Source organism: Methanosarcina soligelidi, from assembly GCF_000744315.1.
Taxonomy (GTDB): domain Archaea; phylum Halobacteriota; class Methanosarcinia; order Methanosarcinales; family Methanosarcinaceae; genus Methanosarcina; species Methanosarcina mazei.
In genome coordinates, this window is sequence record NZ_JQLR01000001.1 from 3,309,588 (window position 1) to 3,326,111 (window position 16,524).

A 16,524-nucleotide genomic window follows, 5' to 3' on the forward strand; every position below is an offset into this window, starting at 1 on the left:
TTTCCAGTTTATGTTTCCACACACCAGTCCATCAACTGAGCCGAAAGAAGCTGTATTGCTGTATCACGGTCAATGCCATAAACGTCCTGATAAAATGACAATATCCATTCGTTAAGGTCAATATCCTCGAATTTTTCAGGGTATACCGCCTTTGCGATAACCATCAGGTCGAGGGGATATTCCAGGCGCTTTGCACTGTTTCGAGGAGAGTAGGGAAGAGAGACGACTCTGTGGTTTTTCACAGCCTGGAGTTCGCGAAGGTTTTTGTAATACGGAGCCTCATACAGTTCCTCAGGAGGAGCATAGTGTGCTGCAGTGCCGATTACAATGACATCGGGGTTCATCGCCAGGACCTTTTCGGTACTGACAATCTCAAAGGAACCCAGGTCGGAACGTAAAGCGTTTTTTGCATTGACAACGTCCTCGATCATATACGACTCTGTAGTTTTCAGACCCCAGGCGATGCCGACTGATGTCTCTGTACGGTGCATGGGGGAGAGACCTAATACCAACACATCAGGTTTTTCCTCTTCAGAAATATTCTGTGTCCTTTTTTTGATCATTTCCTGTCTGGACTCGAGGCAAGAAGCAATTCGATCGGCTTCTTCCTCCTTTCCAAAAACCTGTCCTATGATGTGGATCTCATCCGAAATCGCTGTCGGATTAGAATTTTCATAACAACTGGGACTATAAAGAACGACAAGAGGGATTCCGAGAGATTCGATTGTCTGGATTGTCTTCTTCGCATTATCATCCTCTGCAGAAAGAAACGAAGAGTCCCCTAAACGAATGATGACAATATCGGGCTCAACAGAGGCGAGGGTCTCGTAGTTCATAGCCACACCGTAGTCCATTACCAGGGGGAGAGCTTTAACATCTGGAGAAAGGGCAAGAACAATGTGTTTGCCCCCACTCACAGTAACATTAGTGCCGTTCTCATCAGGATAAGTAAAATCTCCTTCGTACTGGAGGCCTTTTGAACCAAGACCAACCAGAGTATTATTGACGTTGAGGACCACCATTACCTCCTCTACAAGGCCATCTGAGACGGTAACTACCCGCTCGATGTTGACCGGCACCTTTACCTCAACTCCCCGGCTGTCGGTTACTATCCGGTACTCGCCGCCGGTAACGGGCTTTTCCTCAGTAGTCTGCATGGGTGCCTGTGTGCATCCTGTAATAGCCGTCACAAGGAGAAGAATAAGGCTCAGAATAATCAGGGATTTCTGCTGCATCTACATTCCTCCCGCCGGATTTCACAGCCTATCATTTTACAGTCTGATATATCATTCAAGTTAATCACGTTCGAGATCATAGTCTATTCTCCTTACCGCATTTACTCTACATGCTGATTGCAAGCATGCTGATCTGGGTATTTTCCCGGCATTTTTCCGGCTTGCCTTAGAGATCTGGCCTGTGACCACGCCTCCGAGGATGGGGTGAAGATCGGAGTCTCATCCCGTACCTTCGCGACAAGATGTGTGGTGACATCAGGCATCCTGAAATAAAATTCAGGGGCTGAGTCCAGGTGCCAATAATTGGATAAATGGTTTCAAGAGCAGCGCCAGTGATGGCAGGCGTTCCTCTTATCTGGAAGAAAGAAGAATTCTGGGACGCGAAGATTCCGAGAACTACAAAAAATTCAAACTTTTCGTGGCTCGAAAAATTACATGTCTTCTCGCATCCCGGTTGGAGAGGAAGCCTTTTTTGGGAAACCTTTATTGAGATCGATGCGGTCGTCTTCCAGTATGTTATTTTTGACTGCTTCTGCTACTATTAATTTTATCAGTTTTTCCTGAACTGGATCATATAATTATAACCAAGATCTGTCAGGTCTATCTTTTCAAAACCATATTTCGTTATTATGTTTTCCAGTTCTTCAGGTGATAAACGCATGTGCAGCGGCGGACCAAAAGACATTTCTTCTTTTTTGCATTCGATAATTGCCAGGCGCCCATCAGGTTTTAAAACTCTGTGGATCTCATTGAATATCATATTACTGTCTTTAGCCAGATCAAGAGAATGCAGCACGGTGGAAATAAAATAAACATCGATACAGCCTTCTTCGATAGATAATGGTTTGGTAATATCAGAAACTATTCCCACGATATTCGTTAATTCTTTCAGATCAACTTTTTCTGTCAGATCATCAATAAGATCCTGCCACTTTTCCAGAGCATATACTATCCCGGAATTCCCGACAATTTTGGAAGCCCAAATTGAATAATCTCCCGGTCCACAGCCCATGTCAAGAAAATAGTCTCCGTCTTTCAGTTTCAGCTCGTTGAATATTAAATCAGGGTCATGCATCCAGAAACTGCTTCGGCCATGCCTTTGTTTGTTTTCCCTACGAGCGGGATCAGGGTCACATTCTTTTTTACAGATTTTTATGTTCTTCATATCCGCATTTCTCCGCAAGGGTCTGTAAGAGATGCTGAATTTCAGTGTGACCTGCCATAATCTCTTCACCCCTCAGCCCTGCAAGTGAAAGAGCAGGGTCTGCCGGAACAGCTGCAATGACTGTATGCCTGTTGCCTACGGTTTCTCGCATGAACTGTTCGTTTGATTCGTCGACTTTGTTTAGAATAAAGAATATCGGTTTGCGAATGCTGCTACTTAAATCGGCTACCTTTTCGGACAATTTAAGGGATTCGTAAGAGGGATCAATTACCATGAGAACAGCATCTACACTCTTTTCAATACCCCTTCCGAAATGTTCGATGCCTGCTTCAGTGTCAACAATGACAACTTCGCCATTGTTCAACCTCAACTTTTCGATAAATTCTTTTACCAGCATTCCCATTGAACAGGCGCATCCTTCTCCAACTTCGTGTATCTTTCCTATGGCAAGGAGTTTCGCCTCCCCGTTCTTCGAAATATATGCTGCAGGAATGTCAGCAAAACTTAATTTCTCCTCAAAAAAAGAGACAGAATCCCAGTCAGGTGCTGCTTGCATTATTTTCTCAAGGACAGCACTTTTGCCGCCGAAATATTCCATGAAATCTGGAGGAAGACCGACTCCCAGTTGCCTGTGAAGACCGAAGTTCGACTCATCGGTATCGATAACAAGAACGGAATTTTCATTCTCTACGAGAGCCTTTGCAAGGAGAGCTGCAATGGTACTCTTACCACTTCCTCCTTTTCCACATATAGCGAGTTTGTATGCATTTTTATTACTCTTCATATTTTATTCTCCAAGATTTCAACAAGTTCTGTTCTGTTCATGTTTTCACAGTATTTCTGAATTAACACATCTTTTGTGGTACAATAAGAATACTAATAATCCTAAATAGTATATTTAGTATTCTTATTATAAGAATACTAACTACTAATTAACAAATTCTATTTATATCTTATGATTTGAAACCCACATCCTAAAATCTAGGAGGAGAATGTGATCCAGGCAAAAAAAGCTTACAAAAATAACCCTCTCAATGAGATATGAATGCAAATGTCACCTAAATATTGCAGGTTTTGCCAGACATGTTTCAGCTTGTCAGGCTTTAAAGTAAACCTGAAGAGCAGACTCTTATTGTATCATACTTGCTGACAAAATTTAAATTTAGATCAAGTCTTTTTTAACTGGACTGCTTCCGCAATATATGTCTTTGAAGAAGAGAATAATCAGCGTTTATTGATTTTGAAGAGATTTGAAGCCCATCAAAAGCATTCTTTTTTATGCATCACTGAATAATTTGATGAGTAATGCCAGAGCTCAAAAAAACTTATAAGTCTCTTATTTTTGAGTTGCCGATCAAAACCTGAAAGCTAGAGAATCGTCACCAAAAAAGGATCCGGGATGAGTCGCACCAGCTTAAACGGTGATCTTTTCTCTGTCTGTGAAGCCTGAGTCATGCGACCATTGCATGGGCACAGAATAACAGGCTGGATACTTCTCTATTGCAGTATCTATCAAGTTTTACAGCAGATTTTCATCTGCCCATTTATCAAATACCTTCAATTGCTCTTCAGTATGGAAGTAATGTTCCCCGTGTTCCAAGACCTTAACCTTTGATTGATACCTGTCTGCAAATATTGAAATCTCGTCCAATTCTGTCAGTTTATCGTCAGAACCATACAGAATAGCAGTTGGTACTTTCCATTCAAAACGAATCGGGTTTTCTCTCACGTAGCAATAATAGTTCCATTCCAGCACCTGCCCGTTCGGCAATCGGATTTCATGTTCTGCTTTCAATCTTTCTTCACTTACCTGGAAACTTTCCATCATCTTGCTTATGATACGTTCCATATCGACGATAGGCGAGAGAAACAAACTCTGCTTTATGTTCAGGTCGTGATAGGCAAGAAGACTGAAATAAGCCCCCATGCTGCACGCAAACAGGTGAATGTCAGATGCAAGTGACTTTGCATATTCGTAAATAGCAGCCAGATCACTTACGCAATTTTCTGGAATACAGGCATATTCCTCATCCACACGCTCACCGTGCATGGGCAGGTCAAAGCTCAGTGCCTGGTAACCTTTTTCAACGGCTTTCTGTGCCATCATGGAAATTACGGTATCCTCTTTACTGGAAAGGTTGCCATGGACTTCAATTAACAGCTTTTCACTCTGTTTTCCCCACAGGATGGCAGGAATACGAATTTTATTATTTAATATATAAAAATGTCTTTTATCCATTATCTCACTTATCCATAAGGAAAGGATATATTTTATTCGAATTCTTTCAATTACATTTTCGATTACATTCTCAATTACATTTTCGATTATATTTCTGGTCTTTAAGCAGGGTCTCAAAGAACCTGCAAATCCCCCAAGCTATGAAGCAATTCCGGTCAGCAATAGATGGTCAGCGATAGATTCCGATCAGTAATAATATGAGCCTTTATCTGTAAAGTTTCATTGATTTTTCTGTACGGGCAAAAATTAAATAGACTTCAGCATTAGAACTCTTAATAAATGGATGAGAACATGGATGCCGAAGAAATCAGGGCTATCTTCAGATTTTCAGCCCTGGAAAGGGATATGATTTCCAGTTTTGGAATCCAGGGAGACCTCTTTCTTCCTTTTCTGCTTTCACTGAAATCCGGCGGCTCATGGAGTTATGCTACCGAAGAAACAAAAAGCATGGCAGTAAAAGATGTGATCACCTATTATGATGAGGAAAGCAAAACCGGCTATACCCTGGAAAAGATATACTTTTTTATCGACCCCGAAGTCCTGGCTCAAGAAGGAGTAGTCCGAAGGCTCGAAAAATGCGGGACAAAAGAAGAGCGGGAACTGGTTGAAAGACCTTACATAATAGCCCTGCAGGCGAAAAGGATCATATTTGCAGAAGTAAACCCGGGAAGCAGGAAGATAACTGTCAGGGAGCTGGAGAAAAAATGCATACAACTGAAAGGTACGCCGGCATACAGTGCAGCTCACGAGCTGGAGCATCTTAAGAAAGGAGAAGTTGAAGGGATTCCCCTATGGAGCTTTGAATACGTTAAAGACCAGTAAAGACCTCTGGGACAAAAATAAGCATTATGATTATCATGTTTGCAGCGGTCCAGTGGTAATTAAGAGCCCAATAAATAATTTGCAAACAGGTAAAACAATATATCGGATTAACAAATGTTATTCGCTATTAGATTAACAAATGTTATTCGCTATTAACAGTCTTCTGGCTTGCCTGTATTCTATAAGTTCTTATTCCTAATCCGATTAGTAAGTAAAGAATTGAAGTAATAATCCCAATGATTGGTGAAATAAGAATTTCTTTTCCTGCTGCAATGCTGATAAAACCTGATATAACTAAAGGATTTATTAGTGAATCCTCTACCATATGTAATACAACCCCCGGCCAGATCGATTTTGTTACCCTGTAAAGCTCAATGAACATCACCGACCAGAGTATCATTGTTATAATCATAAAAATGATAATTATAGCTCGGCTGACAGGTAACACTGCTTGAATATCAGTTTCGGGTAAAAAGACCAAAAAATATGGAAGATGCCAGATTCCCCAAACACTGCCAACAGTGAGATAGATCTTCCAATCATTAAAGTTTAATTTGACGAGCTTTGGAGTTAGATAACTGAACAAAGGGGTCCCATCAAAAATATTTTTAATAAAATTAAATAACAGGGTACTGGAAAACACCAGAATAAAAGGTCTGAGGTCGAGGGTTGATGTGTCAATCCAATCTGTTATAACTCCGATTATCAGAACAATTGATGTTACAACAGGAAAAACCAGAGCTGCAATAAAATACCACTTTATGTTTCCTTTGAAATTTGGCTTGAAACCAAGATCATTCCAGTTGCCCCTTGAAAAAATAGTTATTGTAATTGCAGCCAGCATAGGTGTTACCAACCATATTCCCATACCAGGAGAATCACCTTTGGGCTGCTCGGTAAGGACAGAGCCTACAAGAACACCTATCCACCCGCTGAGAATAACAACAACAATAAACACAACAACATTACGAATAATTTTGTTATCCATATAACTCTCCACATAGCAAATATTTATAATTTTCATTAAGAAAGATTTGACAAGTTATACCTAATTATGCTATTCTTGTATAACTTAATTGTCCAGGATTGTTAAATTCATGTACCTATCAATAAAATTTCCGGCTTTTGATTGCATTAAGTAATTTCATTCGATACACCGCTAGCTTACTGCAGAGATGGAAAACTTCCCCATTAGTAATAAGGCTCTTGAGAGAACAATTAGTACCCGTACAACCATATCAGGCCTACCAAACCACTTTTGTCCCTCTCGACTAAGGAGAAATACCTTTCCTAAAAAACCAGAGAGAAGAAGTGAGAACAAAACAGTAAGTAAAAACTATTGAAAAAACTGTGACAGAAAACAGAAAATGAACAAATCAAATTCTGCCTGAAAAATATATAAATTTGAATCTCTTTTTCACCCTGTTTTCGTCTTCATGTTTTCACTCAATTTTTTTTTACTCGGGTTTTTTCTTCATATTTTTCTGTTTTTTTGCAGGGCTTCCGGTCGGAAGCCAGAAATTAAAAAAGGCACTCAGGGACTGAAGAAAGTATTTCTCCGGATGGCACGCCAATTTCAGTCCTCAAAGGCCAGAAGAAAAACTAAAACTTCCAGCCCCGGGTATTCAAATTAATATCAATCGATTGGTCCTAAAAAATTAATCCAAAACCATGACTGAACCGGAAGCGCCAGATTACTTTTGCCTGATAATATTCTTGACCCGCCTGTCCCATTCCGTGGACTCGAAAAGCTCTTTCAGTTCCGGAGAGTCCTCGATAAAGCAGAACCCCCAGTAAACCGCAGGCAGAAACTCTCGCTTCCACTGTTCTTTTTTCTTTTTATCAAGGAACTGGTAGGTTTCTGAAGATGAGAGGCGGCTCACGAAACCGAGTACTTTGACAAGGTCAGGGATGGTCTTCTGGGCAGAACCGAGTTTAAGGCATTTCAACCTGTAGCTGTCTATTTTCCTCATGTCGGGCTCAAATCCCAGGGTCCTCAGGATTTTGTTTTTCTCGGGAGCAGAGATTCTTCTGCCGTTATATTTGAGGGAATTCAAAGCCTGAAGTTTCAGGAGCCATTCGACTTCCCCGAAAACCTTGGGCTTATGCTGCCTGGAAAGATCTCCCAGCCTGCGGTCTTCGTAGGCTTCACGTTTAAGCTTATTTATTCTGGCTGAAAGTCCGGAAAGCTCTTCTGCGTCCATAAGTTCCCTTACTCTGAACCGGAGGGCAGCCCTCATGAGTTCCCGCTTTTCGCGCTCAAAGGCTCCAATGTCCTTTTCTTCGGTAAGGGCAAGCAGGCGCGAAAAATACTTTGACCTTATGGCGGTCGGAGGGAGCCTTACAGGCATTTCCTGTATCCGGGCACCTTTTCCTTTTCCCTTTGCAGGAGCACTGAAGTCAACCTTATTGATCTCTATTTTTCCTTCCTCAATTGCCCGGGCTGCGTCTCCTTCAGAGAAAAGTTCTTCGAGGCGGATTTCAGGCTGGAGCATCTGGACCTGGTCAACTTTTTCCCCATTAAAAACCCCTTCTCCGAAACGCTGATAGAGTGAGTCTATGCTGTCCGATATCTCAAAGATGTTGCCCTTATTCTTTCCGGAAACCGGAGAAAGCCTCGTGACCCTTCCTACCTGCTGCTCAAAGAGCCTCATGCTAAGAGTGGGTCGCAGCAGGATAAGGGATTCAAGAGCCGGAAAATCAAAACCTTCAATCAGCATTCCCACCGTACATAAAATGTAGGGGGGCTTTTCAGCATCCCTGAAAGCTGCTAAAAGGGAATTCTGTTCATCCTTTGGCAGTTCCGATGTTATAAAAGCTGTGTTTTTAAATTCCCCTTCAGGGGTATAATTATCAAAATCAAGAGGTAAAACAGGGTCAGGGTCCTTTTCAAGCTTCTGGACCGGGATTTCTTCGTTAAAGACCGAAGCGGTAATTTTTGCGTGAAAAGCATTTATTTCTTCCCCTTCAGCTCCGGCACCGTAGACCTTCTTTCGGACAGGGGCACAGAAAATAAGGGTCTTTGAGTTCTTCTGTTTTATCATCGAGTCGTAGACATCTTTTGCAAGCTGTGTCCTTTTAATTACCTTTTTTAATTTGTCAGCCGTACTGCAGTCAAGGAAAAGATCCTGTTTATCAAGCTCGTCCAGCCCTTTTTCAAAATCGAATATCTCAAAGATATCTTCCGAGCTTTCTGCAATGGTATACTTTAGAGGTGCAAGCTCATTATCAAGGATACATTCGGGCAGGGTCTTTGTATAAACCTCCCTCATGTCCCCGGCAATCTCGTCCACGAACTTGACATTTCCTACAACACCCTGGAAAGGAGTTGCAGTCATCCCCATGATTCTGGTCCGTTCTCCCAGCTCGTTGAGAAAACTATTTCCTCTGTTGTTGATGAAATTGTGGATCTCGTCCACTATTGCAAGGTCGGCGTATTCGAGAAGCAATTCTTTTATTTCAGACGCCTGTTTCCCGAGCAGTGTCTGCAAAGAAGCAAAGAGCACAAACCCCTCTTTCTCCTTTGCGGATTTTTTTAGAGCTTCTGCAATCTCTTTTCTTGAGATTTTATGTTCGGAGGAGAGGAGCGCACTACTGGGAAAAAGAGGCTTCTCTCTTTTCCTGTCGTAATAAGTCTGGCTCAGGAGAGGATTGTTTTTAGAAATCAGGAAAAGTACAATCTTTCCGTCCTCGTAGTATTTTCTCATTATGTGTTTTGCAAGAAAAGTCTTGCCCCAACCCGTTGGAACTTTGATATAGCCTCTCTGATGGGTTTCGAAATACCCCAGAATATCCTTAAAGATCCTTTTCTTATCTTCCCTCAAGGGCTCTAGCTCGACTGTTTCCATGCCGGCTGCGGCTTCATTTGAAATTGTCATCAGTACGCGGTCCTTATAATTTTAACTTTTGAGATTTTGAATATTTTCTAAAACCAGAAAGCTACCTTTCAAAGAGTTTTCCGGAAAACTGCATGCTCCATGCACAGGAAACAGTGCATGCAACTGGAAAGATTCTGAGAATTAATTCCCCTCACTGCAAAATAACAAATAAAAATCTTCAGTCAAGAAATCTGGACTAAATCCGGACCGTCCCCTTTCGTCCTGAAATAGAAATTCGTTCTGAAACCGAAAAGAGTATGTCCGAAGTTCTTTGAATTAAAAGGAATCCCTTTTCAATAATAAATAACTACGGCAATATAAGAATTACGGCGGTATAAGAGTTATTATTATATATAGTTCTGGAATTATGCCTGTAAACCATAGTAACCATAAATATATAACGTAACCATAAAAATATAACTGTTTTGAAAGTAAATGCTTTAAAGATTTAAAGGAAAAGTTAAAGGAAAGCCCATTAAAGAGGGCGCCCTTTGAATTTTCCATACTCCCTGAAAGGAAGGAAAACCTTAACTCAATTCTTTAGAGGAACTTTGGCCTTGCGGAAAGGTATTTTGCAAGCGGCAGTTTCCTGTAAGGTTTGCCGGAAGTCTCTTCTTTTATGCGGGCATTGAGCTCTTCCGGAGTCATCTGCACTTTCTTCGGCTTTTCCTGTTCGGACTCCTCACGGATGGTTACGTTAATAGTGCCTTCTTCCATTTCCTTATCTCCTATTACCACAACATAAGGCACCCATTCCCTGCCGGCTTCCCTGATCTTCTTTCCTATGGACAGGTCGCGGTCATCAACATCGACCCTGAAGTCCAGTTTCTTTGCAACATCTTCGGCAAAGGCAATGTGCTTCTCGGAAATCGGCACAATCCTTACCTGAGTTGGAGAAAGCCAGACAGGCAGCATCGGGACCTTTCCCTCTTCGGTTTCCATTGCAGCTTTTTCAAGGAGGGCATAAATGCAGCGCTCGATTGCGCCGCTTGGGGAGCAGTGGAGTACGGTCGGCCTTTCCAGCTTGCCGTCAGCATTGACATAGGAGATATCGTACCTTTCGGCATTTTCCACATCAATCTGGACAGTAGAAAGTGCGCTCGCCTTGGCAAGGGCGTCCACGAAGTTAAACTCGAATTTGAGCACGAAGTAGAAGAACCTGGTGTCCCACATCTCCACAAGCACAGGCTTGTTAACGGTTTTTGCCATGTTGACCACAAGGTCTTTGTTTGCCTCGTAAAAGTCCCTGGTGAAGCGGATGGCAACTTCATAATCGTTAATATGGATCCCCACGTTTTCAAGCACGCTGATGCAGAGGTCATACTGTTCCTTGAACTGGTTTACAGCCTGGTCCATGTCCTCACAGAGAGTGTGCATATCAGGCATTGTAAAAGCCCTGAGTCTCCTCAAGCCCACGAGTTCTCCGCGCTGTTCTTTTCTGAAGCTGTAGCGGGTCATTTCGATCATCCTGAGAGGCAGGTTCTTGTAGGAGATCGTCATGTCGTGGTTCATAAGGAACTGCCCGAAACAGGCTGCAAAGCGCAGGAACATATGTCTCTTGTCAGACTCGATCGAGTACTGCCTTGCCGGGAACCTGTCAAGATATTTCTTGAGGGTCGGGTGGTTCATGTCGTACATCAGGGGGGTTTCAACTTCCATTGCCCCGAATTCGGTTGCGACATCAAGCACGTAGTTTTCAATGAGGGACTTGACAAGCCTTCCTTTGGGATAATAGCGCATGTTCCCTGAGTCTGACCCGGGTTCATAGTCTGCAAGCTCGAGCCTGCGCATGAGTTCAACATGAGGAGGGGCACGCTCAACTGCCCTGCTCTTGGAAATTTCGTAATTCACAAACTGCTGAAGTTTGGGGTAGGGTGTCAGATCAAAGTTTTCGACTTCGTGAAGTTCTCCATCCGGAGTCAGGATGCGCCAGTAAGACCTTGCAGTGCCTTCAGCTTTCAGGGCTTCGGAAACGACTTCTTCTTTTTCCTCGACTGCCATAACTTTACACGATGGTTTTGCTGTCCCCTCGGGGCGGATGCTTCTGGAAAGTTCGGAGAGAGGATGTCCTTTGCAGCTTACGGTAAAAGCTTTGTACCATCCGAAAGGAGCTCTTTTTACCTCGTATTTAGCCGAGAGAGCTGTTTCCATACCTTTTAAAACCTGAACTGCAACTTTCGGAGAGGAAAGGTCAGAACTCAGGTGGGCGTAAGGATAAAGCATTATGCGGTTTGTTTTGACCTGGGCTGCAACTTTTTCAATTTCAGAGACAGCCTTTTCTATAGCTTCTTCTGGATTGGCTTCATCTACACTTTCCACAGCCGTAAAAGCGGTGAGGGCTTCCTCAAGCCTTCCCGACTTTAGAGACTCTTCAATTTTTTCAGCAACTGGAGTTTGTTTTTTGGTTTCGTATTCAATATAATCAGAGTGAATGAGCAATAACTGCATTCTATCACCTGTGTTTTCTAAGCCGAATATGGATTCCGAATTAACCTCGGTTTCTGGTCAAACAGAGAATCAAACAGTATTAATAACCCAGTATTATACACCGTACTGTAACCCAGTACCGGGGTTTAACATTATGACCTGATTTTAAGGCTGTTTGAGGTCTGTACCTGTCAGTAGATCCTGATTAAAGGAAGCAAAGAAGAATATATGACAGTCCTAACATCCTGCAATGATATAAAACAATCCCTTTCGTTTCATTGATGACTATTTTTCAATCAGTCCTGCATGATTCTGCTGGATTCCATAGGTCAGGGTCAGCCCGGGCAACCATTTCCGGGTGGATTTGCTCCTGATAGACCCTGTAAGCTGCAACGAGCGCTCCCAGAAGGATTGGGGCTGCAAAAAAACCTGCAATCCCTCCCACGAATGCCCCTCCAAGGAAGGCGAGCATAAGCAGCATCGGATGGATCTTTGATTTCAGGCTGGTCAGGTAGGGCCTGAGAATAAGCTCAGGAGGACCATAGATTACAAGGGAAGAAACAATAAAGAAAAGTGATGCACTTTCAACTCCCTGGTCAAAATAACGCACTATAGCCAGGGGCACAAGCACCATGTATCCGGCAAAAAGAGGGATAACCGAGGCTATGAAAATCAGGGTTGCAAGGGCAAGCACATGGGTAAATCCGAAAGCGTAAAAGACGAAAACCGAAGTCACGCTGACTATCAGGGCGGAATAGGCATTTCCTATAAAAACCCCTTTCAGGATAAGGTCCAGATGAGCAGCATAACGGTTTACAACAGGTTGATAGTCTCCGGGAATTACGCCGAGAAAAGCACAGTAAAGCCTGTCCCCATCGGCGAGCAGGAAATAACAGAAGAATATCGAAATTAAGAAGTTAATTACGAAAAGTCCTATGCTCTGGGCATATGCGATCAGTCCTATGCTGCCGAAAGCAGGGAGAAGAGACGTAAAAAGGTTCCAGATTGCATTATTTAACCTTTCGACATAAGCATCCGGGATTTGAAGTGAATGTATGAACTCCAGAATTCCATTCATAACTGAAGCCTGGTTTTCAATAAACCAGGAGAACTGGTTAAGGATCTCAACAATTCCTGCCCCTATAATGAATATTATAGGGACGAAAATACAGAGGCTTGCGACCAGAGCTCCTATTTTTCTATACTTACCAAACTTCACCTGGATAGGCCTGGCAATATAAGCAAAGACCAGTCCCAGCACTATTCCATCTGCCAGGGGTAGCAGAATAAGTAAAGCAAAGAACAGAAGCACAGCTAATGCAATAGTTGCTCCTATTTTCCATCGGCTGGCAATAATCTGGCTGACTCCGTCAGGTGGGTAGTTAAATCTCATTCTTCGGTTCCATTATATGAGTGGATGATAGTAATTTAATATGAAATATAATAAATTATTTCAGAGTTAAATTGATGACAGTAAACGGTGACTTGAGTTTGACTGAACAAAGCTGAATAAAGTGTTATTAAGCTCAAAGTTAAATTCAAACAGGACAACGGGTCATTGTCTAGAAGCTTAGCCAGTTATTCCGGATTCAGGCCCTGTAATCGGCAGAGAATATCAGGCATTACCGGGAAGTATCCAGGGTGTCCTGTCTTAAAGGGCAGGGCAAGATAACAGTTACAATATGGAAATATAATTAGAAACTATTTAAAAATATCACAGAAATGTTTAATAACTATGAATTCAGACCTTTTCAGGACAGCCAGAATTTTTATTCATCTATTTAACTATTTATTTATTTATTTATTTGTAACTATTCAGGGTATAGTTAACGGCGCTCTCTTGAGCGCCGCTATAATACCCTCCAAAACAGGTAATCCGTTCTTTCTAATTGTAGAGATGTAAGCTCTAATTCTGCAGAAAGCTTCCGCTCCTTGTATAGTTCTGAAAGTTCCTGATATTTTCTGCTGTAATTTCATCATCCTGATATCTCTTTCTGCTTGATTATTCTCAAACGGAACTTTCAAATCTGTCAGGAATCTCAGAATATTTTCTTTGTGTTCTATAAACCTATCTAGCAGATTCCTTGCTTTTGTTTTTGGATTTTTTCCACGTTTTCCTTTCTTTTCAGGATTTAGAGATTGTGGATTTTCTTCAATTCCTTTAATTATGATAGCATCGAACCTTTCTTCCAATGCTTTAATTTGCTCAAAATCCAGTTCTTTGACTTGATCCTTGCATTCGTCGGTATACTTTTTCATCTCAGTGAGCAATTCATTCATTTCTTTAGCCCACTGCTGTTTATAGTTCTCTTCAATTCCAGTAAGTTCTCTCTGTAAATGAGCATTACAGAGAGCATGATCACAGTCATAAACGTTGTAAGGTTTCCATCCGTCGTGAACTGCTACTCCCTTAAACTCCGGAAGAATACCCATAGCGTCTATTGCTTCTGCTCCTCTTTTTGAGTGAGGTAAATAACAGGTGTATTTCTCATTAGAAGCTACATGAAGCCAGTGTCGTTTTCCTTCGATCTTCATACCAGTTTCATCAAAATGGACAACATGAGAAATCATTAATTTCTCTCGAATAATGTTTTCAAAACACTCTAAATTCTGGAAACATTCTTTTTCTGCTCTAATTATCGTAGCAGGACAGATTTTTATTCCCATTATGTCCTCAAAAAATTCGGAAATTCTTTCATAGGGGATAAAATGGTGATTTTTACAGTAAATAGCTGAAGCTAAAATATTTGGACCATACTGAACTGGATATTTAACTGATTCAGGAAAAACAGCTTTATTTATTTTTCCACAGTAAGGGCAGGTCTTTATCTGACTTTTGTGTTCTGTAACAATCAGATTTACAGGAGGAATATCAAAGACCTGTCTTTTCTCATAGGCTTCAACTTCAACATTCTCAAGAGTATGGCCACATTCTTTGCAGCAACTCAAAGAATGTTCTATTACCTACTCAGGATGATCAACCATTTCAAGAGTTGTTCCTGGATGACCATCTTGACCTCCAGGTTTTTTGCCACTCTTTTTACGGAGACTCTTGGGGTTAGGTTTCTCCTTGATAAAAAAATCAGTAGAAGGAGGGCGACTGCTGTTACGACTGTTTTGGTTTAAACGAGATTCTAATACCTTTACACGTTCTTCGAGTTCAGCAATACGAATAGATTGTTCTTCTATGATAGTCTCAAGCCTCTGGATTACAGAAATTACAGCTTCAGGACCAGCGTCATAAATGATAAGAATCTCTTCACGTGTAAGCATAATAACGAAAGGAAATAGGATTCAATTTATATGCAATTTTTCCTCGAAAAGAGGAAAAATTGTAGCCTTTCAAAGGCTCTACCTGAATAGTTACATTTATTTATTTATTTTGCATGAAAGTACTTCCAGATACTTTCATTTTTTGGGCCTGTTATTCGAAGAATTTCATGTGCGTTTTTTATCTGTATCCAAAAACTGTTTGTTCCATTATAGAATATTTGGATTTAGGATAATTTTCAAAAATATTCATCGATTCTTGTTCTATAGATTTCCAAAGAAAAGAAAAAAATTTACTTCCTCTTTGCATTTACTTCCTCCTTGCATTTACTTCCTCCTTGCATTTACTTCCTCCTCGCATATGTTATTGCACCCAATATCCCTGCAAACGCCCAAACCGGACTTACAAATGGAGTAGTTTTTGATTCCTTAGTAGTGTTGGATCCTTCTTCCTGCTCACCAGCTCCTTCTCTGTTACCTGATATTTCAGTATCTTTTGTTTTATCCACTGTTTGATTTTCTTCCTCCCACTTACCTTGAGTTTTCAACTCCTCGATTACTGCATCTCTATCTGAAACAGGATGTTTTCCTGGGTCACCAATGGCGACACGGAAAAGCAGTTCGTCGAGATTTTCATCCTTTAGCATCAAGAGTGACGATTCTTTCAGATTAAAATCGGCTTCAGTTTCGGTCGAAACATTTGTACCGACTTCGGTTCTTATTTTTATTACTTCAGTGGGCAGAGGATTGTAAAGCCATTCCTCAACTTTAACTGTAATAATCGAGTAATTGTAATGAGAATCAATTTCTGTTACCGTGCCGATTATTATGCGGTCCGAATTATTTATCTGGTACGGAATTTCAGCAGCTTCTGATATAAATGAAGCAGCTGCGATATCTGGAGCTGCAAGAAGCAGGATCAAGGTGAGAATATAAAGCGAATTCAGTTGTCGCATGAGTAATCTTGTCCTTTATTTTTCATTTAGAAAATATTCATATTCAATACACGCCTGCAACTTTTAAATATTTCTTTTAAACCTTAGTTGCATAGAATCCAGTTGCATAGAATCCATTTGTTTCAGGTCGTTTGCCTGAGATAATTTAATCAATCGAATTGTTACTGTACAAGCCCATAAGTTGTTGGAGCATCCTTTGGAGAACTTCACAGTGAGATAGAGACTGGAGACTTCGTAAAAAGGGCTGATAGCTTATAAAAGTCTAAGGGAAGCTGGCGCAGAAACGCCAAGACTATAACAAATTCTGTATCTTTTAGTATCAACAAACTAAAAATATCGTCATCGAGGAAATCCAGAAATGAATTTAGAAAATATTTTAGTAGTCGCGCAGAAATTCAAGCTTGATGAAATTGTAAAAATGTCAGAAGACTCAATTAAATAATTTGAAAATAAGAAAAAACCAGGCGGAAAATGGAAATCAGTTCGTCAAATGCCAAAAAGAATAGCAGTCAAACGGATGAAAAAAGAATTC

11 protein-coding genes and 1 pseudogene are annotated in these 16,524 nt (G+C 41.2%); 2 read left to right on the forward strand and 10 right to left on the reverse strand.

Going from position 1 to position 16,524, the window contains the following annotated elements; genetic code table 11:
• Positions 1 to 8 precede the first annotated feature (8 nt).
• Positions 9 to 1,235 (reverse strand): ABC transporter substrate-binding protein, encoded by a 1,227-nt coding sequence (locus tag M886_RS14225; RefSeq protein WP_048051365.1) that lies wholly within the window; start codon positions 1,233 to 1,235, stop codon positions 9 to 11.
• Between the two features lie 311 nt (positions 1,236 to 1,546).
• Here M886_RS14225 and M886_RS14230 point away from each other — a divergent pair, with 311 nt between their 5' ends.
• Positions 1,547 to 1,780, forward strand: a complete 234-nt coding sequence (locus M886_RS14230; RefSeq protein ID WP_048051366.1) for a hypothetical protein — start codon at positions 1,547 to 1,549, stop codon at positions 1,778 to 1,780.
• Positions 1,781 to 1,785: 5 nt separating this feature from the next.
• On the opposite strand, the gene M886_RS14235 is transcribed toward M886_RS14230, so the two are convergent.
• The 3 genes from M886_RS14235 to M886_RS14245 all read right to left on the reverse strand — a co-directional run bounded on the left by M886_RS14235 (position 1,786) and on the right by M886_RS14245 (position 4,756).
• Positions 1,786 to 2,400: a class I SAM-dependent methyltransferase gene (locus M886_RS14235; protein WP_048051367.1), complete on the reverse strand. Its 615-nt coding sequence runs from the start codon at positions 2,398 to 2,400 to the stop codon at positions 1,786 to 1,788.
• Positions 2,378 to 3,184, reverse strand: a complete 807-nt coding sequence (locus tag M886_RS14240) for an ATP-binding protein (protein ID WP_048051368.1) — start codon at positions 3,182 to 3,184, stop codon at positions 2,378 to 2,380. Before M886_RS14240 ends, M886_RS14235 begins: the two co-directional genes overlap by 23 nt.
• Before the next feature lie 735 nt (positions 3,185 to 3,919).
• Positions 3,920 to 4,756, reverse strand: coding sequence for an alpha/beta hydrolase (locus M886_RS14245; protein WP_235203974.1), 837 nt, complete (start codon positions 4,754 to 4,756; stop codon positions 3,920 to 3,922).
• 162 nt (positions 4,757 to 4,918) lie between these two features.
• Here M886_RS14245 and M886_RS14250 point away from each other — a divergent pair, with 162 nt between their 5' ends.
• Positions 4,919 to 5,461, forward strand: coding sequence for a putative ATP-dependent zinc protease (locus M886_RS14250; protein WP_235203975.1), 543 nt, complete (start codon positions 4,919 to 4,921; stop codon positions 5,459 to 5,461).
• A 142-nt stretch (positions 5,462 to 5,603) separates the two neighbouring features.
• On the opposite strand, the gene M886_RS14255 is transcribed toward M886_RS14250, so the two are convergent.
• The 6 genes and pseudogenes from M886_RS14255 to M886_RS14285 form a co-directional block, all read right to left on the reverse strand.
• Positions 5,604 to 6,449 (reverse strand): type II CAAX prenyl endopeptidase Rce1 family protein, encoded by an 846-nt coding sequence (locus M886_RS14255; protein WP_048051370.1) that lies wholly within the window; start codon positions 6,447 to 6,449, stop codon positions 5,604 to 5,606.
• 706 nt (positions 6,450 to 7,155) lie between these two features.
• Positions 7,156 to 9,339 carry a DEAD/DEAH box helicase gene (locus tag M886_RS14260; RefSeq protein ID WP_048051371.1) on the reverse strand — a complete coding sequence of 728 codons (2,184 nt, stop codon included), beginning with the start codon at positions 9,337 to 9,339 and terminating at the stop codon, positions 7,156 to 7,158.
• Between the two features lie 540 nt (positions 9,340 to 9,879).
• Entirely contained in the window at positions 9,880 to 11,787 is a 1,908-nt protein-coding gene (locus tag M886_RS14265) for a threonine--tRNA ligase (RefSeq protein ID WP_048051372.1), read from the reverse strand.
• Between the two features lie 271 nt (positions 11,788 to 12,058).
• Positions 12,059 to 13,159 (reverse strand): AI-2E family transporter, encoded by a 1,101-nt coding sequence (locus M886_RS14270; RefSeq protein WP_048051373.1) that lies wholly within the window; start codon positions 13,157 to 13,159, stop codon positions 12,059 to 12,061.
• Between the two features lie 422 nt (positions 13,160 to 13,581).
• Positions 13,582 to 15,039 (reverse strand): annotated as a pseudogene (locus tag M886_RS14275) (IS66-like element ISMma15 family transposase).
• 341 nt (positions 15,040 to 15,380) lie between these two features.
• The gene (locus M886_RS14285; RefSeq protein ID WP_048051374.1) at positions 15,381 to 15,959 is read right to left on the reverse strand and encodes a hypothetical protein; all 579 of its coding nucleotides are present in this window, start codon (positions 15,957 to 15,959) and stop codon (positions 15,381 to 15,383) included.
• Positions 15,960 to 16,524 lie beyond the last annotated feature (565 nt).